15 protein-coding genes are annotated in these 22,081 nt (G+C 57.5%); 8 read left to right on the plus strand and 7 right to left on the minus strand.

Features of this window, described 5'->3' with window-relative positions:
* Positions 1-396: 396 nt before the first annotated feature.
* Entirely contained in the window at positions 397-1,443 is a 1,047-nt protein-coding gene (locus LC059_RS03020) for a DUF3549 family protein (RefSeq protein ID WP_226702345.1), read from the minus strand.
* Between the two features lie 31 nt (positions 1,444-1,474).
* Positions 1,475-2,965 (minus strand): Na+/H+ antiporter NhaC, encoded by a 1,491-nt coding sequence (nhaC, locus tag LC059_RS03025; RefSeq protein WP_226702346.1) that lies wholly within the window; start codon positions 2,963-2,965, stop codon positions 1,475-1,477.
* A 332-nt stretch (positions 2,966-3,297) separates the two neighbouring features.
* On the opposite strand from nhaC, the gene LC059_RS03030 reads away from it, so the two are divergent.
* From LC059_RS03030 to betB, 8 genes are all read left to right on the plus strand, one after another.
* Positions 3,298-4,473 carry a 1-acyl-sn-glycerol-3-phosphate acyltransferase gene (locus LC059_RS03030; RefSeq protein ID WP_226702347.1) on the plus strand — a complete coding sequence of 392 codons (1,176 nt, stop codon included), beginning with the start codon at positions 3,298-3,300 and terminating at the stop codon, positions 4,471-4,473.
* 341 nt (positions 4,474-4,814) lie between these two features.
* Positions 4,815-6,992, plus strand: coding sequence for an ATP-dependent DNA helicase DinG (gene dinG / locus LC059_RS03035; protein WP_226702348.1), 2,178 nt, complete (start codon positions 4,815-4,817; stop codon positions 6,990-6,992).
* A gap of 44 nt (positions 6,993-7,036) precedes the next feature.
* Positions 7,037-7,363, plus strand: coding sequence for a YqcC family protein (locus LC059_RS03040; RefSeq protein WP_226702349.1), 327 nt, complete (start codon positions 7,037-7,039; stop codon positions 7,361-7,363).
* Between the two features lie 375 nt (positions 7,364-7,738).
* A complete protein-coding gene (locus LC059_RS03045; protein ID WP_226702350.1) occupies positions 7,739-8,356 on the plus strand; it encodes an ATP-dependent zinc protease in 618 nt (205 codons plus the stop codon).
* A gap of 107 nt (positions 8,357-8,463) precedes the next feature.
* On the plus strand, positions 8,464-9,996 hold the full coding sequence (locus LC059_RS03050; protein ID WP_226702351.1) for an inactive transglutaminase family protein: 1,533 nt from the start codon (positions 8,464-8,466) through the stop codon (positions 9,994-9,996).
* On the plus strand, positions 9,996-10,982 hold the full coding sequence (locus LC059_RS03055) for an alpha-L-glutamate ligase-like protein (protein ID WP_226702352.1): 987 nt from the start codon (positions 9,996-9,998) through the stop codon (positions 10,980-10,982). The genes LC059_RS03050 and LC059_RS03055 overlap by 1 nt, the downstream gene beginning before the upstream one ends.
* Positions 10,983-11,333: 351 nt before the next feature.
* Positions 11,334-12,050, plus strand: coding sequence for a TorF family putative porin (locus tag LC059_RS03060; protein WP_226703177.1), 717 nt, complete (start codon positions 11,334-11,336; stop codon positions 12,048-12,050).
* Positions 12,051-12,113: 63 nt separating this feature from the next.
* The gene (gene betB / locus LC059_RS03065; protein WP_226702353.1) at positions 12,114-13,577 is read left to right on the plus strand and encodes a betaine-aldehyde dehydrogenase; all 1,464 of its coding nucleotides are present in this window, start codon (positions 12,114-12,116) and stop codon (positions 13,575-13,577) included.
* A 96-nt stretch (positions 13,578-13,673) separates the two neighbouring features.
* On the opposite strand, the gene betA is transcribed toward betB, so the two are convergent.
* From betA to LC059_RS03090, 5 genes are all read right to left on the minus strand, one after another.
* Positions 13,674-15,377: a choline dehydrogenase gene (gene betA, locus LC059_RS03070; RefSeq protein WP_226702354.1), complete on the minus strand. Its 1,704-nt coding sequence runs from the start codon at positions 15,375-15,377 to the stop codon at positions 13,674-13,676.
* Positions 15,378-15,385: 8 nt separating this feature from the next.
* Positions 15,386-17,452, minus strand: coding sequence for a choline BCCT transporter BetT (gene betT / locus LC059_RS03075; RefSeq protein ID WP_226702355.1), 2,067 nt, complete (start codon positions 17,450-17,452; stop codon positions 15,386-15,388).
* Between the two features lie 232 nt (positions 17,453-17,684).
* Positions 17,685-20,456, minus strand: a complete 2,772-nt coding sequence (locus LC059_RS03080) for a valine--tRNA ligase (RefSeq protein WP_226702356.1) — start codon at positions 20,454-20,456, stop codon at positions 17,685-17,687.
* Positions 20,457-20,620: 164 nt separating this feature from the next.
* A complete protein-coding gene (locus tag LC059_RS03085) occupies positions 20,621-21,583 on the minus strand; it encodes a hypothetical protein (protein ID WP_226702357.1) in 963 nt (320 codons plus the stop codon).
* Between the two features lie 27 nt (positions 21,584-21,610).
* Positions 21,611-22,036, minus strand: a complete 426-nt coding sequence (locus tag LC059_RS03090) for a DNA polymerase III subunit chi (protein ID WP_226702358.1) — start codon at positions 22,034-22,036, stop codon at positions 21,611-21,613.
* Between the last annotated feature and the right edge of the window lie 45 nt (positions 22,037-22,081).

The following is a 22,081-nucleotide window of genomic DNA, read 5'->3' on the forward strand; positions in this document are numbered from 1 at the left end:
GACAATAAAACGTCACCTGTTTGGTGTGCTTTGTAAAAATCTTTTCTACAAACATACCGCCCAATGGAGTGTAATAGGCGCGCGGTTAAAATAGCCGCCAGAGGTGAATTCAGGATAAAACCGCTGCCAGTTTGTCGTCGCGATAGGCCTGAATTCAAAGGGTTTCCCGCCAAATTATGGTTTTGCCCATTGCGGGGTGGGAAAGAATTTTTTCATCGGCGTAAAAAAGGATTGTTTTTCCTTTTTCTCTCGGTGTTTTTGCAAAAAACTACGCCAGAATGCCGAAAAAATAACTGGAATGATCGAAATAAAGTCGATGAATTGCGCGCATATTTTCATGCGCGCGATGAACACAGGGTAGGGGAAGGCTGACTCTGGCGCGCGACTGTCTTTCTTTCAGCTTCCGTTGGGTGACAAAAATTCGCCGAATGCGCGCGCTACAGATTCTTTGCGTTGCGGATTTCTTAAAACGCCGAGCAGGACATTGCGTTGTTGCGGAAGAAAAAGCAGGTCGGTCAGTAACAGATTAAACGTCTGTTGAGGCTGGCTGGCGCTCAGGTTTTCCAACCAGAGTTGCGCGATCTCAGGTACTTCAAGGTCTGCATGACAGCGGCTGCCGATGGCGGCCAGTACTTCGCCATGTGTTCCTGCAACGCCCTGTAATACATCCAGTAAAAACTGCTGACGCATACCCGTCGCAATACTGTGGGACACACCTCGAATAATGGCGGTTACCAGATTCAGGTCGGGCTCATCCTCCGCGAGGGTCTTTTCCGCCCGGCGAATCAGTGGCTCGGCCAGGTAGTGGTCAATTGCTTCGCTTTCCAGGCACTGGCACAGCGGGATCAGGGCCGGTGCCGCAAAGCGTGGCAGGCTCGCGGCCAGCGCATCCCTCTCCTCCTCCCAGCGCACCGCCAGGTCCGCCATGCCCTGCAGAGCCAGTTGGTCCCAGGGGAAAGAGGCAGGGTCTTTGGCGTAGGCTTTGGCTGCAGGGTAGTGATCGCTGGCTGGCTGCTTCAGCACACGAGCGGCCTTGGCGTGAAACACCGCGCGCTTTTCTGCCGCTGGTGTAAACACCAGACCGCTGTCTTCCAGCGCCTGCTGTAAATATTTGCCGGGATCCTTACTGCCGTTGCCCTGCGGATAGAGCGCCTGGTGCAATTGTTTGAGGAAGCGGTCGCGAATGGGGAGCAGCAGTTTACCCTGCTCGTCCAGGGGCAACTGCAGAAACCACACCACCGGGGCTCCTTCGGTACTGTCGTCCGCGGGCCAAAGCAGTAAACCGCACCAGGCCTGGCGAAGGTAGGGGCTTGGCCAGGGCGCAGCTCCTTCCTCAAAGGCCTCAGCGGTTTTTTTACTGATTGGCTGGACGCGGCGGCCCAGGTCAAACCACCGCACATTGAAGCGGGCGGTGGTGATCAGGTCGGTCAGTGTCTTCGACATCAGTGCTCTCAGAGATGCTCTCAGGGGGCGCTCAGGCCTTTGCTGCGTCCGCCAGGGGTTGTTGCTTGCCCAACGGCATCTGCTTGAAGTGCAGCCACCCGTAGGCAATCGCCAGCAGTGGGCAGATGATGTTGAACAGGGCAAAGGGGGCGTAGGTGAAGGTGGCGATACCCAGGGTCGCGCTCATATAAGCGCCACAGGTATTCCACGGAATCAGTACGGAGGTAATGGTGCCGGAGTCCTCCAGGGTGCGCGACAGGTTCAGCCCGTGCAACCCTTTGCCTTCGAAGGCTTCGCGGAACATGCGGCCGGGAATGATGATGGCCATGTACTGGTCGCCAGCGGCGGCATTCATACCGAAACAGGTGAGTACAGTGGAAGTGATCAGGCCGCCCACAGTTTTTACGCCTGACAGAGCCCAGTTGACGATGCGCTCAAGGAAGCCGGCGCGCTCCATCACGCCGCCAAAGGCCATGGCAGAAATAATTAGCCAGATCGTATTGAGCATGCTGCTCATACCGCCTTTGGACAGCAGCGAGGCGACCGCTTCATTGCTGGAGGTGGATTTATAGCCATCGAACAGGCTGTGCCAGGCGCCCTTCAGCAGGCTCAATGGGCCTTCGCCACCAGCTAGCTGGCGGGTGGCATTGGGTTCGAAGATCATAGCGATCACGCAGCCTACCAGGGAGCCGATGATCAGCGTGGGGTAGGCTGGCACCTTCTTCCAGGCCATCGCCAGCAGCAGCACCAGGGGCAACAGGCTTACGATGGAAATACGGAACTCTTCCTGCAGAGCGCCCAGCAGTTTCTGGATGTCTTCTGCTGAGGCGTGGGCAGTGTCGGAGCTGAGGCCGATGAACGCGAAGATCACCAGTGCGATCACGAACGCAGGCATGGTGGTCCACAGCATATGGCGTATATGCAGGAACAGGTCATTGGAAGTGACCGCGGCGGCCACGTTGGTGGTGTCGGAGAGGGGCGACATTTTGTCGCCAAAGTAGGCGCCGGAAATCACCGCGCCGGCGGTAATCGCCGGGTTCAGGTTCAGCGCGGCGGCAATACCCATCAATGCCACACCGAGAGTGCCTGCGGTGGTCCAGCTGGAACCAATACTGAGGCCGACGATCGCGCAAATGACGCAGCTCGCGGCGTAGAACCACTGGGGCGAAAGCATCTGCACCCCGTAATAGATCATCGAGGGGACGGTGCCGGCGAGAATCCAGCTGCCTATCAGCGCGCCCACCGCCAGTAGAATGAGAATGGCGCCGAACACCAGGCTAATACCGTGGAGCATGCCGCCTTCCATTTCCTTCCAGGTAAAGCCATTTTTCATGCCCACCAGTGCGGCGACGCCGGCGCACAGTAAAAGGGCGATCTGGTTGGGGCCGTAGGAGGAGTCCGCGCCGTAGAAGAATACCGAGAGAGAAAGCAGTGCGATCAGGATCAGGAGAGGAATCAGGGCATCCAGCAGGCTGGGACTGCGGTGGTCGTGCTGCGGGTTGCTGGAACTGGTGTCGGTCAAAAGATGGTCTCCTAATGCAGGCAAATAGTGGCAAGCAAGTCGCGGCTGCCCCGCTTGTGACCGGGCTGCCAGGTCAGTTTCTTGTTATGAAGCGCGTATTCTCGGGGCGGGCGCTTTATATGTCTATAGCGAGCAGTTTGAGGTGGGATACCCCCGGGGTAACCGCTGAGTCGACCGTGGTGCTGGTAGTTCTCCCGCGCATCCGGTATGTTCTGCGCCGGTTTTGCCCACAGTGCCTTCATTGGCAACTGTCTGGGCCACAATAAGAAAGCGCCAGAGCGCAGCGTCCGCAAAAGAGATGGTGCGCTGAAGTTGGCAGGTAGTTGAATTCCATGAATGCGAGAAACCCGGACCCTAGTCAATTCGATGAAATCCGCCCCTATCGGGACGATGAGGTGCGCCCGGCACTTCGACGTCTGGTAGACGACCCGGAAATGTCCCGGGTGGTGGCGCATTTCCTGCTTCCCGGCGCCGCGAGCAAGCTGGAGCGCCCGCTTGCGTGGCTGGTGCGCCAGTTTGTGCGCTTTGAGTTCCGCAAGGCCAACAATGTACGCGGTGTGCAGGAAGTAATCGCCAAGTACCTGGAAAAGGCGGTTAACCGCACCAGCTGTGGCCTCAGTATCTCCGGCCTGGACACATTGCCGCGTGATCGTGCCTGCCTGTTTGTCAGTAATCACCGCGACATCGCCATGGACCCGGCTCTTGCCATTCTCGCGATGTTCAAGGAAGGGCACGAGACGTCCCGCATCGCCATTGGCGACAACCTGCTGTCCAAGCAGTTCGCTACCGACATCATGAAGCTGAATAAGTGCTTTGTGGTGAAGCGCAGCTCCGGTAGCCGCCGCGAGAAGCTGATGGCGGCAACCACGCTTTCCCAATATATCCACCACTCCATTGTTAATGAAAATGAGCATGTGTGGATCGCCCAGCGCGCTGGCCGCGCCAAAGACGGCCGTGACCGTACCAATCCGGCGCTGGCGGCCATGTTTGCCATGGCCAAGCCCAAGGAGCAGCCGTTTGCGGAGTTCTGGAAGGAACTGCACATAGTGCCTCTGGCGATTTCCTACGAGTGGGATCCCTGCGACCGCCACAAGGCGCGCGAGCTGTATATCAAGGAACACCAGGACGAATACCAGAAGAAAGCCCACGAGGACCTGGGCAGTATTGCCAAGGGCGTGGTGGGCCAGAAGGGGCATATCCATGCCGCTTTCGGTACGCCGATCGAGAAAGATTTCAATGATGTGGGTGCGCTGGCGGACGAGATTGATCGACAGATCATTGGCAACTACGTACTGCACCCCACCAATCTGATTGCCTACCAGATGATCTACGGCGAGGCCCCGGATCTGCCGGTAGGCTACCCGCCCAAGCCCTGGCACCCGGATGAGCACCAGGAAATCCGCGAGCAGTTCGAAGCGCGCATGGCCAAGATCGACGAGCGCTGGCGGGACAAGGCCATCCAGGGGTACGCGAATCCGGTGGTATCTAGACTGGCGTACGAGTCGTAGTTTTTTCGGGGCTCTAAAGCTGGAATTGTGGCGGCGAAGCACTGGATGGGGGGCAGGGCCGGGCTAGGCGCCCCCCTTCAATACGTCCCTCTACGCTTCGTCGCAAACATCCTTGTTTGCGACGATCCTGAAAACCCCCGCCCAGCACTTCGCCTTCGCTTACCCTCTGTTCTCCGTTAGAAAACACGGATACCCAGTGCTTGGTCGCTTCCCTACTTTCAGATAGCCGTCATCGGACTGCTCGACAAATCAGCGCATACGAAACCCAGTTGGCTAAACCCTGAACAAGCGTGGATAATGCCCGGCTGATTTAACTTCAATGCATACCCAGCCGGTCCCCAGTGCTCAGCGATAAAGACAAAGAATCCATCCAGAACGCCTACCGTCAGTTTCTCAATGGCCGCGAACTGAAAGCCCGCTACGGCCAGAAGCTGATGATTGCAGCCATTGCCCGCGCGTTGGGCGGTATCGAGCGCAATGGCGCCGGTGAACGGGACCACGGTAAGACCGACGGCCAGCACATCTGCGTGGTGGAGGCAGGTACCGGTACCGGCAAAACGGTCTCCTACCTGCTGGCAGCCATACCCATGGCGATTGCCCACGACAAGACCCTCGTCGTCTCTACCGCAACCGTGGCCCTGCAGGAGCAGATCATCAACAAGGACCTGCCCGAGCTGGTTCGCCACTCCGGCCTGAAGTTCGAGGTGTCCCTCGCCAAAGGGCGCGGCCGCTATATGTGCCTGTCCAAGCTCGATCAGCTCCTCACGGAACTTACATCCAGTGGTATCGGTGCCTCCATGGCACTGTACGAAGACGAAAAGCCCCAGGTGGACGAAGTTGGTATCAAGCTGTACCGGGAAATGGCCGATCAGCTGGCCACTGGCAGCTGGGATGGCGATCGTGACAATTGGAAAGACACCATCGAAGGCGAAGACTGGAGCCGGGTGACCACCGACCACCGTCAGTGCAGTGGCCGCCGCTGCCCGCACGTGAGCAGCTGCAGCTTCTTCCGCGCCCGCGAGAGCCTGGGCAAAAGCCGGGTGATCGTCGCTAACCACGATCTGCTGCTGGCAGATCTGGCCTTGGGTGGTGGTGCCATCCTGCCCGCGCCAGAAGATTCCATTTATGTGCTGGACGAAGCCCACCACCTGCCGGATAAGGCACTGAACCACTTTGCGCACCACAGCCGTGTGGGCGCCACCACTGGCTGGCTGGATCAAGCCAATAAAAATCTGAGCCAGCTGCTGGGCGAGATTGGTGATGGCGCAGAGCTGGATCGTGCCGGCGAGGAGCTTCCCGCGCTGTTTACTTCGGCGAAGCAGAAGATGGAGATGGCCTGGCCTTTGTTGGAAGACCTGTGCGAATTTGACGAAGACCGCCGTGGTGGCTCTGGCGGGAGCCCGGGGCGCAGTGCACGCCACCGGTTTGAGGGTGGCGTGGTGCCGGAATCCCTGATGCAGCTGGCGGATCAGCTGCGCGAAGACTTCGATGAGATGGAAGCGCTGCTAGGCAAGATGGTGCAGGTAGTCCAGCGCATGATGGAGGATGCCCACAGTCCGGTACCCATTGTTGATCTGGAGCGCTGGTACCCGGTACTCGGTGGCTGGCACGGCCGCGCCGAGGCCAACCTGGAACTCTGGGCAAACTATTCCCGAGAGGATCAGGGCTCGGTACCGCAGGCGCGCTGGGTGACCCTGGTGGACTGGGGCGGCTCGTTTGATTTTGAAGTGTGCAGTTCACCGATTCTCGCCGGCAAGACCCTTGAATACAGCCTGTGGCGGCGCTGTTACGGCGCGGTGCTTACCTCGGCCACGCTGACGGCGCTGGGGCGCTTCGATCGCCTGAAAATGCGCGCCGGTACCCCGGACAATGCCAGCTATGAAATTGTCCCCAGTCCGTTTGATTTTTCCCGCGCGGAACTGCGCGTGCCGAAAGATGCGGTAGAGGCCAACAACGCGGACCTGCACACGGATGCGGTGATCGAGGCCTTGCCGGGGCTCCTCAGTGACGGGGGTTCGGATGGCGGCAGTGGCGGTGCGCTGGTGCTGTTTGCCTCCCGTCGACAAATGGAGACCGTCTACGAATCCCTGCCCGGGACCTGGCGCAACCGCATCCTCATGCAGGGGCAGCAGTCCCGCCAGCAGCTGCTCGATAGTCATAAAAAGAGCGTCGACAGTGGTGGCCACAGCGTGCTGTTCGGCCTCGCCAGCTTCGCCGAGGGACTCGATCTGCCCGGCGATTACTGTCGCCATGTGATTATTGCGAAATTACCCTTTGCTGTACCGGACGACCCCATCGAGGCGGCGCTGGCGGAGTGGATTGAGGCCAAGGGCGGCAACCCGTTTATGCAGATCACCGTGCCGGACACGGCGCTGAAACTGGTACAGGCTTGCGGGCGCCTGCTGCGTACGGAAAAAGACAGCGGCATCATCACCCTGCTGGACCGGCGGATAGTCACCAAGCGCTACGGGCGCGCCATGTTGGATTCTCTGCCGCCGTTTCGTCGCCTGATCAATTGAATTCTGGTCAATTGAAACGCTGATCAATTGTAATTCTGGAGCCTATGAAGTCGATTTACCCCGATATCGCCACCCTGTTGCTGGAGCTGGAAGCCGAAATGCGCGCACTGAGCCTGTGGGACATGGAGCCACCGGCACCGGAAGCCCTGGCCAGTACCCAGCCGTTTTGTGTGGATACCCTGACATTTCCCCAGTGGCTGCAGTTTATCTTTCTACCGCGGATGAGCCGCCTGGTGGAGATGGAGCAACCTTTGCCGCAGAAGTGCGGGATCGCGCCGATGGCGGAAGAGTATTTCAGCGGAAGCGCGCTGCTCGCCAGCGGATTGACTCGCAAGTTGGTCGAAATAGACGAGCGTCTGGAGAAGGGCTAGGCCTTGAGCTGGAGGCGTTGGCTGGCGCCGAAGAGATCCTTATGGATAGCGCGGTGCAGCACTGTCGCTTGATTCGTTGTGACTAGTTGGTACCATGCGGTTCGGAGAACGGTTCGACACTATGCTTTTCTACGCAATTGCCCGGGGATCCGCTACCTTGGCCCCGGTGCAGTTGCATGGCGGATAAGGTACTATCCGGGCTTTGCAAAAATCGGGCAACAGGGACAGCCCGAGTCTCATACCGCCAGGATTACTTAAAAACAGCGCACAAAGGGCCGGCTTCCCGCCCCTAAGGTATTAATAAAACAGATGCGGTTTTTGCCTTCAATTTCTCTATTGCTGGTTCTGCAGCTACTAACCGGCTGTGAAAGCCTGATGTCTGATGAAAATCAGCAGCCGGTCATCGAACCTGCTCTTCCACCTGCGGAGACGCCCCTGGGGGCCGCCCAGTGCCCGCCTGTGGAGACTGTGGTGTGTGCAGAACCGGAAGTGAAAGTGGTAGAGCGGGTGATCGAGCGCAACTTTGAGAAAGTTGTGGAAGTGCCTGTGGCCAAAGACAAACTGGTACTGGGCTCGGAAGAGTTCTTTACCATAGAGCCGGGCGGCCTGCGGCTGCTGGCGCTGGTCGATACCGGTGCCGCAACCAGCTCGCTCAGCGTTGTTGCGCTGACGCCTTTCGAGCGGGATGGCAGCGACTGGGTACGCTTCAGCCTCAGCGATGGCAGCGATGCCGAGCCGGTGAAAATCGAATTGCCCATCAAGCGCCATGTTCGAGTGGCGCGCCCCGGGTTCGATCGCCAGCGGCGCCCGATTGTCGATATGAGCCTGACCGTGGGTGAAGTAACCCATATGGTGGAGGTGAACCTGGTCGAGCGCGGCGAGTTCGAGTTTCCTCTCCTGGTGGGGCGCAACTTCCTGAAAGACGCTGCTGTGGTGGATGTCAGCCGCAAGCAGGTGCAGGGTAAGCCCAAGCTTCCTTCCTTTAGTAAATAGTTCCTCTGAATACCTGAAAATGTGTTCCGGTCACTGGCGAATTTGTCAGTAAACGGCAAAAATAAGCGGTCAAAAGCTGTAAACAATCACTAATTGGGGAATGGCGAATGTCGCCACGGGCTCAGGTCTATATTCTCGCCGCGCTACTCACTCTCATGGGCGCCGGCCTCACCATCTATAAAAACGTCGAACTGGGCTTCCCCCTGCTGCCCGGGGAATACCGCACCGTGTGGACTATTGAGGCCAAGGTGCGTTTCACTGCAGACGGCGGTCCCGCAAAAGCTGCGCTTACCCTGCCGCGGGAACAGCGCAATATGGAAGTGCTGGGGGAAACCTTCAGCTCCTCCGGCTACGGTTTCAATATCATCAGCGAAGACGATGAATATCGCGCGGTCTGGGCCAAGCGCCAAGCCAGCGGATTGCAGTCGCTGTTTTATCAGCTGGATGTGCACCAGACTCCCGGCGCGGCACTGGAACAGCCGCTGGATCTCAGTACCGAGGTGGTAAAGCCCATGCTCGGTGCCCGCGAGCAGGAAGCAGTGCGCCAGGCGATTTATTCACTGGTAGAAACGGCGCGTGAACGCTCGTCGGACACCCGCACCTTTACTTCTGAACTGCTGACTGCTCTGGCGGATAATCGCAATCAGGATCGCAACCTGATTTTCGGCTACTACAAGGGGCGTTCTTTTGTAGACACCGCGCTGCTGGTGTTGGCAGCGGCAGACATCCCCGCACACCGCATCCGAGGCCTGTATCTAGAGGACGATCGCCGTCGACTGGATCCGGAGGACCTCCTGGAAATCTACGATGGCAAACGCTGGGTAGTGTTCGAGCCCCTGAGCGGCTCTCCGGGAGTGCCCAAGAATTTCTTTATCTGGCAGCGCGGCGGTAAAAGTCTGTTGGACGTGGAAGGCGGACGCAATTCCGGCGTTACCTTCTCGGTCATTTCCAACGATGTACCGGCCCGGGACGTGGCCATGCTGAGTACCAGCCAGGAGAAAGAAGCCCTGGTGGACTTCTCCATTTACAGCCTGCCTATCGAGCAACAGAGTATTTTTAAACTGATCCTGCTGGTGCCTGTGGGCGCCCTGGTAGTTGTACTGCTGCGGGTGTTTGTTGGGCTCCGTACCTCCGGTACTTTTATGCCGGTGCTGCTGGCGATCGCCTTTATCGAGACCCAGTTGTTTACCGGTCTCGCCATTTTCGTCCTGATCCTGATCCTCGGCCTGTGGATACGGTTCTATTTAAGCAGGCTCAACCTGCTCCTTGTGGCGAGGATCGCCGCCGTGGTGGTCACGGTGGTGATATTGATGGGCGCGATCAGCGTGGTGAGCTACAAGCTCGGTATCGAGCAGGCGCTGACAGTGACCTTCTTCCCGATGATTATTCTGGCCTGGACCATTGAGCGTATGTCGATCGTCTGGGAGGAGGATGGTCCTTACGAAGTGGTGGTACAGGCCGGCGGCAGCCTGCTGGTTGCGGTGATCGCCTGGTGGGTGATGACCAACCGTTACATCGAGCACTGGACCTTCAACTTCCCCGAGCTGCTGCTGGTACTCCTGGGCTTTATCATGATTGTCGGCAACTACACCGGTTTCCGGTTGGGTGAACTGTCGCGCTTCCGCCAGCTGGTGCGCTGATGCAGCTGCCGTCCTTTTTACGCGGTAGTCTTGTCTCGCCCTTTACGCTGAGAAAGCTCGGCGTACTCGGCATGAATGCGCGCAACGTACATTACATTGCGCGCTACAATGACCGCGACAAATACCCCATTGTTGACGATAAGCTCAATACCAAGCGTCAGGCCAAGCGTTACCGTATTCCCGTTCCTGAACTGATCGCCGCCTTCGAGACCCAGCCCAGTCGCAAACGGGTAATGGAAGTCATCGAGCCGCTGGAAAAGTTTGTGATCAAGCCGGCCCGTGGCTCCGGTGGCAAGGGCATTCTTGTGATCGTGGGTCGCGACGGTGATGAATACGTAAAGCCCTCCGGCAACAAAGTCACCGCTCTGGATATTCAGCGCCACGTGAGCAACATCCACAGTGGTCTTTATAGCCTCGGCGGTAAGCCGGACCGGGTGATGATCGAGGCACTGGTGGATTTTGATCCGGTGTTCGACAAATACTCGTTTGAGGGTGTACCGGATATCCGTGTGATCGTGTTTCGCGGTTTCCCGGTAATGGCCATGTTGCGTTGCTCTACCCACGACTCTGACGGCAAGGCCAATCTGCACCAGGGCGCTGTGGGCGTCGGGGTTGATCTGGCAACCGGTAAATCCTGTCACGCGGTGCAGCGCGGCATTCGTATCGAAAAGCACCCGGATACGGAAATGCCATTTGCGGACCTGCTGGTGCCGGACTGGGGCGACCTGGTGCGTCTGGCGGCGAGCTGCTACGAAATGACCGGGCTTGGGTACCTGGGGTGCGATATCGTACTGGACCGCAAGCGCGGCCCCTTATTGCTCGAAGCCAACGCCCGCCCGGGCCTCGCTATCCAGATTGCCAACGGCGTTGGGCTGCGCACGCGCCTGGAGCATATCGAGGAGATGGACCTGGAGCAGCTGGAAAAAAACGTGGACGAGCGGGTGGCATACTCCATGGATTATTTCGCGGCCAAGCCTTTGGCGTGACAGAGGGGTAGCCTAAAAGGCGGCCTATGGCGTGAAAGAGGGCTGCGTATATAGGGCTATTGTGTTTTCCTCAAACCTACTGTGTGTCGCACAGGTCCAAATGGCGAGCCTGATGGCTCGCTTTTTTTTTGCCGGGTGACTAGTGCCCAGGTAAATGAACAGCGGGTGAGGAGGAATTTTCGGACATATTGCCCCATCGGGCGCGCTCTACCTTGTATCTCCCCATCGTTACCTTCCTGATTCCTTGAACTGTCGTGCCCATCTTCTACAGTGAGTAGGCTCCCCTAATACAGACAAGGACCGCTGGGCATGGAAGAACTCTATCGTCGAATAACACGTTCCCAACTGTCTATGCTCATCGCGCTGCTCACCATAAGCTTTCCGCCCCTGGCTGCAGAGACAGACTCGGAAAAGAAAAATTTCGGGACCTTCGGCGGAAGTCTTTTGATGGCCAGTGACTATATGTTTCGGGGAATCTCCAACTCCAATTTAAGGCCCCAAGTTCAGGGGGATTTCAACTGGTCACATGAGGGGGGGCTCTACGCGGGCGTCTGGGCATCGAACACCGATTTCGGTGGCGATGGCAACAGCATGGAAATCGATCCGTATATCGGGTTCTCGCGAGATATTGGTGAGAGTAATTTCAACTTTGATATCGGCTACTGGAGTTATAACTACCCGGGCTCGGAGTTGCGCCTCGACTATGCAGAGGTTTACACCTATTTGAACTACGAGAGCGGCAAGTTCTCGGCAAGTCCCAGTGTGTGGTGGACGGATAATTATTTTGGTGAAGATTTTCTCGACGATGTCTCAGCACTGGCCTATGAGGTGACCCTTGGCTATGAGTTCTGCGAAGGACTCGCGTCTTCGGTGCGCGTTGGTGAGCAGACGTTTGGCTCTGGAAACGACGACCTGGATTTTACCTACTGGGACATTGGTGTGGATTACACGCTGGGAGACTGGAGTATAGGTTTGCGCTGGCATGACACAGATGGCGTAAGTCCTTTCCTGGCCAACCCCAAGCTGGCGGATGGGGAAATGGTGTTTGGGGTTACCCGTAGCTTTTGACCGTGACCGGACGCAGTCAGGTGTACGGTGAGTGAAACCGGGATTCCCGGAATGGAGAAATGGATGTCTGACATGGAAGACCGATTGCTTTGGATTCACGGGGATTATGTGGCCCCAGAAACCGGGCGTTTCTTTGAGACGCTAAATCCCGCAACAGGTGAGGCTATCTGCCGTGTAGCGGAGGCAGGGCAGGCGGATGTAGACAAAGCGGTGGTATCGGCACAGAAAGGCCAGGCGGTCTGGCGTGCGATGAGCGGTGCAGAGCGCGGCCGGGTTCTGGTAAAAACTGCGCAGTTACTGCGGGAACACTGTGATGCGCTGGCGCGGCTGGAGTCTTTGGATGGTGGTAAGCCCCTCGCCGAAACCCCTGAGGCGGATGTAGGGTCTGCAGCCGATTGTCTCGAGTATTTCGGTGGGCAGGCGGCCTCACTACAGGGGGAATATCAGGCGGTTCCCGGTGGTTTTTTCTATACGCGACCAGAACCCCTGGGGGTTTGCGTCGGTATTGGCGCGTGGAATTATCCAATTCAGATCGCCGCCTGGAAGTCCGCTCCCGCGCTGGCGGCGGGCAATGCAATGATCTTCAAACCGGCGGAGCTCACTCCACTATCTGCTCTGAAACTAGCTGAACTGTATAAGCAGGCGGGCTTACCCGATGGTGTTTTCAATGTTGTTCAGGGGATGGCGGACACCGGAAAAATGCTCACTGCCCATTCTGGCGTTGCGAAAGTTTCGCTGACCGGTGAAGTGGGTACCGGCAAGGCGGTGATGCGGGCCGCAGCGGACTCGTTGAAAAGCGTTACTTTGGAGCTCGGTGGCAAGTCACCTTTGATCGTATTTGAAGATGCCGACCTGGATAATGCGGTGGGCGCAGCCATGCTCGGTAACTTCTATACCCAGGGGCAGATTTGCACCAACAGCACTCGGGTTTTTGTTCATCAATCCATTCGCGATGCGTTTATCGAAAAGCTTGTTGCGCGTACGCAAAAACTCAGACTGGGCGACCCGCTGGATCCGGATACGGATTTGGGGCCTATGGTGAGTGCCGATCATATGGCCGGGGTGCTGGAATACATAGAAATCGGAAAGAAGGAAGGTGGCTCGGTACTTGTAGGTGGCGGGCGCGCGAAGGTTCCCGGCTTTGAAAATGGAAATTTTGTTGAGCCGACGATTTTTGATGGGCTGAATGACAAGATGACCATAGTGCGCGAAGAGATTTTTGGGCCGGTATTGTCCCTCCTCGACTTCTCCAGCGAGGAGGAGGTGCTGGAGCGCGCCAACAACACCGAGTTCGGACTAGCTGGCGGAGTATTCACCCGGGATATACAGCGTGGTCACCGGGTGGCGGATCGGCTGGATGCCGGTATTGTCTGGATCAATCAGTACAACCTGACCCCGGTGGAAATGCCTTTCGGTGGATTCAAGCAGTCGGGGATCGGCAAGGAAAACAGCCGCCGGGCGTTCGAGCACTACACTCGGATGAAGACCGTGTATGTGGCCGAAGGGGATGTAGAAGCTCCTTACTAGCGTCTATTCGATTGCGCGGGCCTGTGCCCGCGCTTCCCTTTCTGTATCAATGCCCGCAAGCTCATGCCGATACGTCTTTTTCGGGAGATCGGCGTTTCAGGAGTTGTTCAGGGCGGTTTGCGGGCTGGACTCCCTCTGGCTTTCTTCCCAGTTTTTTGCGGTATAACTCTCGGCATCAGAGGGGGGGAGCATCCCCTTACCGAGAATATGATCCGCTCCCTTTTCACCGATCATGATGGTAGGCGCATTCAGATTGCCATTGGTTACGGTGGGCATAATGGATGAGTCCACCACGCGCAGGTTTTCCACCCCCCGCACCCGACATTCCGGGTCTACGACCGCCATATCGTCTGTTCCCATCCGGCAGCTGCCAGCCGGGTGGTACGCGGTTTCCGCAGACTCCGCCAACCAGTTGTCGATCTCATCGTCGGTCTGTACGCCATCACCCGGTGACACTTCCGGCCCGCGATAGGGCGCCATCGCCGGTTGGGCAAAGATCTCCCGGGTAAAGTGCAGGCCTGCTCGAAATGCCTGTTTGTCCTCTTCCCGGTTCAGGTAATTGAAGAACATGGCCGGCGCCTGTCGCGGGTCAGCGGACTTTAGTTTTACCCAGCCGCGACTGAGTGGTTTGTTACAACCGAGGTGCGCTTGAAACCCGTGACCCTTGACCGCGCTGGAACCATCATAGGCAATCGCTCCCGCCAGGAAATGGTACTGGATATCGGGCCACTGTAGTCCTTTGTGACTGCGGATATAGCCGTTGGACTCGAATTGGTTGGAGGCGCCGAGCCCGCGCTTGAACAGCAGCCACTGTAGGCCGATCCACGCCTTCGAGATTGGCCCAAGTTTGCCATTCAAAGTGATGTCCTGCGTGCATCGTTGCTGGACCCAGACTTCCAGGTGATCGTGGAGATTTTGCCCGACTCCAGGTAAGTCGTGGACTACGTCAATGCCGTGCTCCTGTAGATGCCCCGCGGGGCCGATACCTGAGAGCATTAGCAACTTGGGCGAGTTGAAGCTACTCGCTGAAAGAATAACTTCTTTGCTGGCGCGCGCCCTGAAACGCTTCCCGTGTCGCTCGTACTCGACACCAATGGCTTTCTTGCCGTCCATGATCACGCGCGTGGTGAGCGCATGCATTTTGAGTTCCAGGTTGTTGCGGCTGAGAGCCGGCTTGAGATACGCGAGTGCGGTTGAACAACGCACGCCATCGCGCACGGACATGTCCATACGCCCAAAGCCCTCCTGGCGATAGCCATTGTAATCTTCGGTATAGCCGTAGCCCGCCTGATTACCGGCTTCAATAAAGGCTCGGTAGAGCGGGTTCTGCATATTGTTGCCGTTGCAGACGGAAATTGGCCCCTGGCCCCCACGGTAGTCATCGCTGCCGTACACACAATTTTCCATACGGCGGAAATAGGGCAGTACGTCGGCATAGGTCCATCCGTTTGCACCGAGCTGGGCCCATTCTTCATAGTCTCCTTTGCAACCGCGCACAAACGCCATACCGTTAATGGATGACGAGCCGCCAATAACTTTGCCGCGCGCCTGGTGAATACGCCGTCCGTTCAGGCCAGGTTCCGGCTCGGTGTAAAACTCCCAGTCGTACTTGGGCATATTGAGCGGAATCGACAGGGCGGTTGGCATGCGGATGAAAATGGAATTGTCTTTGCCGCCATACTCCAACAGCAACACCCTGTGCTTGCTTTTTTCACTCAGCCGGCTGGCGACGACGGCACCGGCAGATCCGGCGCCGACAACGATGTAGTCGAAAGTTTCGTCGAAATCGGTCTTCGTCATAGTTGTTCTCAGGTAGGGCCTGGCTCACCTTCATCTCCGGGCGAACGGGAGCCAAGTTCACGCCGCATATGCAGGTATTGAAGGTGTGCCTCAAAGTGATCCACGATATCGCCGATCAACTGTTCACGGGTGTACCCCATCAGGTCGTAGGTGAGGCCGCCCTCACGCAGGTGGGGTTCCAGCCGGAAATAGCTGGAGCGAGGTTTCTCGGCACGCAGTGTGAACGCCGGCATAGTGCATTCCCGGGGCCACACCTGATAAGTGAAGTCGACCTCTTCACCCAAAGTTACGTCCAGAGCCAGATGTTGATCATCGTCGCCGCCCCCGGATATAGATACCGGATACCCTTTTTCTTCCAGCTCGGTTTTTACCGACTCGAAGGCGGGCCTTACAGTCCGCGTAATGAAATCTTCCACTTGCTTGAAGGTGGGAAAACTGATGGCGCGGGTAAGGCGTTGACTCCAGTTGCTGTGCCCCTCACGAGAGAAGGTGCGCCCGGAAAGGTGCCCGGAAAGTGCATCTTGCATACTTGCGGACTTCAACCCCTCCAAACGCAAGGCCTTTGCCAGCCCCAACATCATCAGGATCAGAACCACGGCAAATGGTAGCCCCGTAATCACTACGGCGCTCTGCAGGGCTGACAGTCCACCGGTCATCAGCAGTGCCAGGGTCACAATGCCGATGATTGCGGCCCACAGCACCCGCATCCAGGGCGGCGCATCGTGGTTGGGGTCCTTGAGGCGGCAGGTGAGGTTGGAAAGAACGAGTGAGCCTGAATCACCCGACGTCACGAAAAACACGATGGAAAGAATGGTAACCACGATGGTGGTCAGTGTGGTCCAGGGCATCTGCTCCAGGAACAGGTAAATTGCCGACCCGGGGTTCTCCGTTGCTCGAGCACCAAATTCTGCAGCCCCGCCTAACACCATATCGATGGCAGCATTGCCCATGATTCCCATCCAGGCGGCCATAAACATAAACGGTAGTATCAGGGTGCCGGCGACGAAGGAGCGGATGGTGCGGCCTCGTGAAATACGGGCAAGAAACAATCCGACAAACGGCCCCCAGGCGATCCACCAGGCCCAGAAGAAAATAGTCCAGGCATTGAGCCAGTCTTGTGGTGGGTCGAAAGCAAAGGTGTTGAAGGACAATTCGATAAAGTTTTGGATATAGTCACCCAGGTTAGTGACGAAGGCATCCAGGAGAAAGCGCGTCTTGCCGCTGAAAAGGACAAACAGCATCAGCGCTATCGCGAGCAGCATATTGAACTCCGACAGTCGGCGAATCCCCCTTTCAACACCTGTCGCTGCAGAAATTGCCGCGAACACGACGATAAGTATTGCGAGAACAGCCTGGGTGGCCGTGCTCTCTGGAACGCCGAACATGTACTTCAGCCCGAAGTTGAGCTGGATGATGCCGATTCCCAGGCTGGTCGCGACGCCGAATACAGTACCCAAAACCGCCGCAATATCTACCGAGTTGCCAATGGGGCCGTAGATGCGTTTGCCGAACAATGGGTAGAGCGCAGAGCGTATCGTCAGGGGTAGACCGTGCCGATAGCTGAAAAAAGCCAGTGACATGCCTACCAGTGTATAGACGCCCCAGCCGGAAAGGCCCCAGTGTAGAAACGTCAGTGCCATGGCCTGGCGGGCCGCTTCCACGGTGCCCCCTTCGCCCACTGGCGGCGCCATGAATTGAGTGAGGGGCTCTACAATGCAATAAAAAATCAGGTCGATACCGATGCCAGCGGCGAATAGCATGGCGGCCCAGGTAACCACGTTAAATTCCGGCTCGGCGTGGTCCGGGCCGAGTTTGATGTCACCATACTTTGAGACAGCGACCACAATAACAAACACCAGGTAGGCCACGATGGCGAGGAAGTAAAACCAGCCAAAACTGCCGGATATCCATGCCAGGGCGCCGTAAATTACATTGCTCGCCTGCTCGGTGAAGAACATTGCCCACAGGGAAAACAGAGTGATGCCAACAACCGCGCTGTAAAACACAAGGGGTTTGAGTTTGGCTTCCTCGGGGGAGGCTTTGGATGAGTCTTCCGAAGCGTTCGGGTTATACATAGACGATGCTCATTTTAACTGAGTAAGCCCAAGGTAAAGAGCTGCCCTCAGGATAGTAGAAGCATGGTCGTTGGAAGCGCCTACAGGATGAGGCGGGCGCCCCATCGGGAGTTGTACGTGCGCTCAGGCAGAATGGGAGCCCCGATTTTCTTCAGGGGCGATCAAGGGCGTTATTAACAACAAACGGGGGCCGAAGCCCCCGTTTGTTGTTCACAGTATTATGCGAGCGACATTATAGCTGGCGGATTTTTTCCTGCTGCTGGTGCAGTCGGGTACGCGCGCTCTTCATGTCTGCAAGTCTGTCCCTTTCTTTGTTGACCACCGCTTCCGGCGCCTTGTCCACGAAGTTGGGGTTGTTCAGCTTGCCCTCTACCTGTTTCAGGTCCTTGTCCAGTTTGTCGATCTCTTTCTGCAGGCGGGCGGTTTCCGCCGCTACATCGATCAACCCAGCCATGGGTACCAGCAGTTCAAGGTCACCCACGAGCGCGGTAGAGGAAGCCGGCGCTTCCGCTCCCGAATCCAGCCACTGGATAGACTCCAGGCTGGCCAGCTTGGTCAGCAGGCTGCGGGTTTGATTAAGCAGGTCTGCTTCGTGTTCGGAACCGTTGCGCAGGATCAGCGGGATCTTTTTCGCCGGGGAAATATTCATTTCGCCGCGGATATTGCGCACGCCTTCGATCACGTCCTTCAGCCAGGCAATCGCCGCTTCGGCATTCTCGTCGATGCGATTTTCGTTGGCTTCCGGATAGGGCTGCAACATGATGGTGTCGCCGGCCTTGCCTGCCAGCTCCTTTACCCGCTGCCAGATTTCCTCGGTGATGTAAGGCATCAGAGGATGGGCAAGACGCAGGATCGTCTCCAGCACCCGGATCAGGGTACGGCGAGTGCCTTTTTTTACCGCGTCACTGGCGTTGTCATCCCACAGTACCGGCTTCGACAGCTCCAGATACCAGCTGCAGTATTCGCTCCAGACAAAGTCGTAAAGGGCCTGGGATGCAAGGTCGAAGCGGTAGCTCTCTATAGCCTCTTTGACGGTAATTTCGGTGCGCTGCAACTGCGAGATGATCCAGCGGTCGGCGATAGACAGCTCGAAATCATCGCTGCCGTCTTGTCCGCAGTCGTGACCGTCGCAGTTCTGCAGCACATAGCGGGAGGCGTTCCAGATCTTGTTGCAGAAATTGCGGAAACCTTCAATACGACCGACGTCGAACTTGATATCGCGGCCGGTGGAGGCGAGTGAGTAATAGGTGTAACGCAGCGCATCTGTACCGTAGGCGGCGAGGCCTTCCGGGAATTCCTTGCGGGTCTGCTTTTCAATTTTTTCACGCAGGCGCGGCACCATCATGCCCGCGGTGCGTTTGGCCACGAGGCTTTCCAGGTCGATGCCATCGATCAGGTCGATGGGGTCCAGTACGTTGCCCTTGGACTTGGACATCTTCTGGCCCTGGCCGTCGCGCACCAGTCCGTGCACGTATACGGTTTTGAACGGTACTTCCTTCCTGAAGTAGAGAGTCAGCATCATCATGCGCGCGACCCAGAAGAAAATGATATCGAAGCCGGTTACCAGTACGGAAGTGGGGTGGAAGGCCGCCAGCTCCGGGGTTTCTTCCGGCCAGCCCAGGGTACCGAAAGTCCACAGGCCGGAGGAGAACCAGGTGTCGAGTACGTCGTCATCCTGGCGCAGCTCGATATCACCGAGGTTGTGCTTCTTGCGAACTTCCTCTTCGGAGCGACCAACGTAGACGTTGCCATCGTTGTCGTACCAGGCGGGGATTCGGTGGCCCCACCACAGCTGGCGAGAGATACACCAGTCCTGGATATCGCGCATCCAGGAGAAGTACATGTTCTCGTAATTTTTCGGTACGAATTCAACGCGGCCGTCTTCCACCACCTTGATGGCTTCGTCTGCCAGCGGCTGGGTTTTTACATACCACTGATCCGTCAGCCAGGGCTCGATCACCACGCCGCTGCGGTCGCCACGGGGAACCTTCAGGGTGTGCGGTTCAATTTTTTCCAGCAGGCCCAGGGCGTCCAGATCGTCCACGACCTGCTGGCGCGCGGCGAAGCGCTCCATGCCGCGGTATTTCTCCGGCACGTTTTCGTTCAGGTTGGCGTCCTGGTCCAGAATGTTGATCATTTCCAGATCGTGGCGCTGGCCCATTTCGTAGTCGTTGAAGTCGTGCGCCGGGGTGATCTTCACACAGCCGGTGCCGAACTCGAGGTCCACGTAATCGTCCGCAATAATCGGGATCTCACGGTCCGCCAGCGGCAGTTTGATGGTCTTGCCGATCAGGTGCTTGTAGCGCTCGTCTTCCGGGTGCACGGCCACGGCGGTATCGCCGAGCATGGTTTCCGGACGTGTTGTTGCAACGACCAGATGGCCACTACCATCGGTGAGCGGGTAGCGGAAGTGCCACAGGTGGCCCTGTTCTTCCTCGTTCAGTACTTCCAGGTCGGAAATGGCAGTGTGCAGTTTCGGGTCCCAGTTCACCAGGCGCTTGCCGCGGTAGATCAGGTCGTCTTCATACAGGCGAATGAAGACTTCCTGTACGGCTTTGTAAAAGCCGTCATCCATGGTGAAGCGCTCACGGGACCAGTCCGGGCTTGCGCCAAGGCGACGCAGCTGGCGGGTGATATTGCCGCCGGACTCTTCCTTCCACTCCCACACTTTTTCGATGAATTTGTCGCGGCCCAGCTCGTGGCGATCTTTACCCTCCGCGGCCAGCAGGCGCTCAACCACCATCTGGGTGGCAATACCGGCGTGGTCCGTGCCCACCTGCCATAGGGTGTTATCACCCTTCATGCGGTGATAGCGGATCAGTGCATCCATGATGGATTCCTGGAAACCGTGGCCCATATGCAGGCTGCCGGTAACATTGGGCGGGGGAATCATGATGGAGTAGGGGGTGGCCTCGGTATCACCGGAGGGCTTGAAATAGCCGTTGTCTTCCCAGGTTTTGTACCACTGCTGTTCGATGGCGTTGGGCTGATATGTCTTGTCCATGCGCGGGGGAATGCCTTGCGTTGTATGGGCTGGCCGCCCGGTCACAATCTTGCCGGGGGCGATGAATAAATAAAAAGGGGCGGAATTATACCGCTGGGTCGTTCAGGGCAAAAGGATCAGGCAATTAGATAGCGTAAAAGTGTAGGGCAACGACAAGCACTGGGTCAGTCTTCGTCCGGATAGATTTCGTCGACCATCAGGGTAATGTTGGCGCGCAGCTGGCGCTCGAGCTCGGGCAGCTGCTCTGCCATCAGCTGCTCGATCAGGCGCTCACGCGCACTGGAGGTTTCGGGGGCTTCTGCCTCGCTACCAGATACAACGACGTCTTCGACTGCTGCCGTTTCGGGTGCTGGTGTTTGCTCAGCCCGCTCGACTTTGCCTTGGGAATCATCTTGTGGGCGCGGAATCTTGCCGCCGGTGAGGCGGGCCCTGATATGTGGTGGCAAAAACGGGTTTTCGGTAAGTGCTGCCGGCAGGGGCTTTTGTACCTTTGCCGCGGCTTTTCCCGATTGCTTTGCTCCCGCTGCCGGCTCTTGGGCGGGTATTGGTCGGCTTTCTGTCTCTTTTTTGCTTTCGACTTCTGTTTCGACAGAAGTCGCTTTGCCGTCGCCGGACAGCGCCTTTTTTTCAGACGGCGCATCGAACAGGCTGGGCTGAAATTCCTCCCGCTGACGCTGTTGCTCGGTCATGGGCTCTGTCGCCGGTGGTGGCTCGCTTTGGCTTATAGTGCGCATTTCATCCGCGGGAATCTGCTGAGTTGGCGGCAGATCTTGCTCTTTACGTGGCAGATCCTGCAATGGGCGCAGCAGGGCCCGGTCGGCTTCGCTTAGCAACGGGGTGTATTCCTCAGCGGGCTCTTCGTCCACCGGGCTGAACAGGATCGGCAGGTCGGCTTCCTGGAGCGGACGCTGGGGTGCGATCGGGGGGCGCGGTGGAGCTGTTGCTTTGGAAGCCTCGGAGTTTTCGCCTTTGCTGGGGCTGGCACCAGGCGCTGCTACCTGATTCAGCAGGGGAATATCCGCTTCCATATCGCTTCCAAGCAGGTCCCGCAGGGAGTTCAGCTCATTGAGCAGCTCATGGGGTGGCTGGCCGTGGCGATGTTTTCTGTTTTTCTTGCGACCGGACATGGAGCTGGTTTTCGTTTCCGCTTCAGATCAGTTGGGTATCTTGTGCGATTGTAACGGATATCCCCGATCACGGAAGTGGCTGTATCGCGTTCTGGAGCGTGCGAGGGAGTCGGGGTGCTGGCAAACGATCTCCGCAAGGCGATCAAACTGGCTGAACCAGGTGGGAATCTCGGCACAAAGATTGATCAACAGGCCGTGGTGTTGGCCGGGATCTTCGCCACTATTAATTTCGATGGCCGCCTGCTGGTCCAGGTTCTGGGGCGCGTGGGGCAGGAAGCTATCCTCCCGAAAGGTCCACAGCGTCTCGTCCAGTTGCTTGGCCTGCTGTTCGCCATCAACGGCGATGAGCACGCGCAGGCCATTGCGGAAGGCTTTTTCAGCGAGACGGCAGGCAAAAACCTGGATTTCTTCCGGGTTTTCAGACGGTAGGACGTAAAAGTCTATTCGAGTCATCAGATGCTGCTTTCAATGCACAAAATGGTCGATGCGAAGGCGCCG

The sequence above is a fragment of the Microbulbifer elongatus genome, from assembly GCF_020524885.1.
Classification (GTDB): Bacteria; Pseudomonadota; Gammaproteobacteria; order Pseudomonadales; family Cellvibrionaceae; genus Microbulbifer; species Microbulbifer elongatus_A.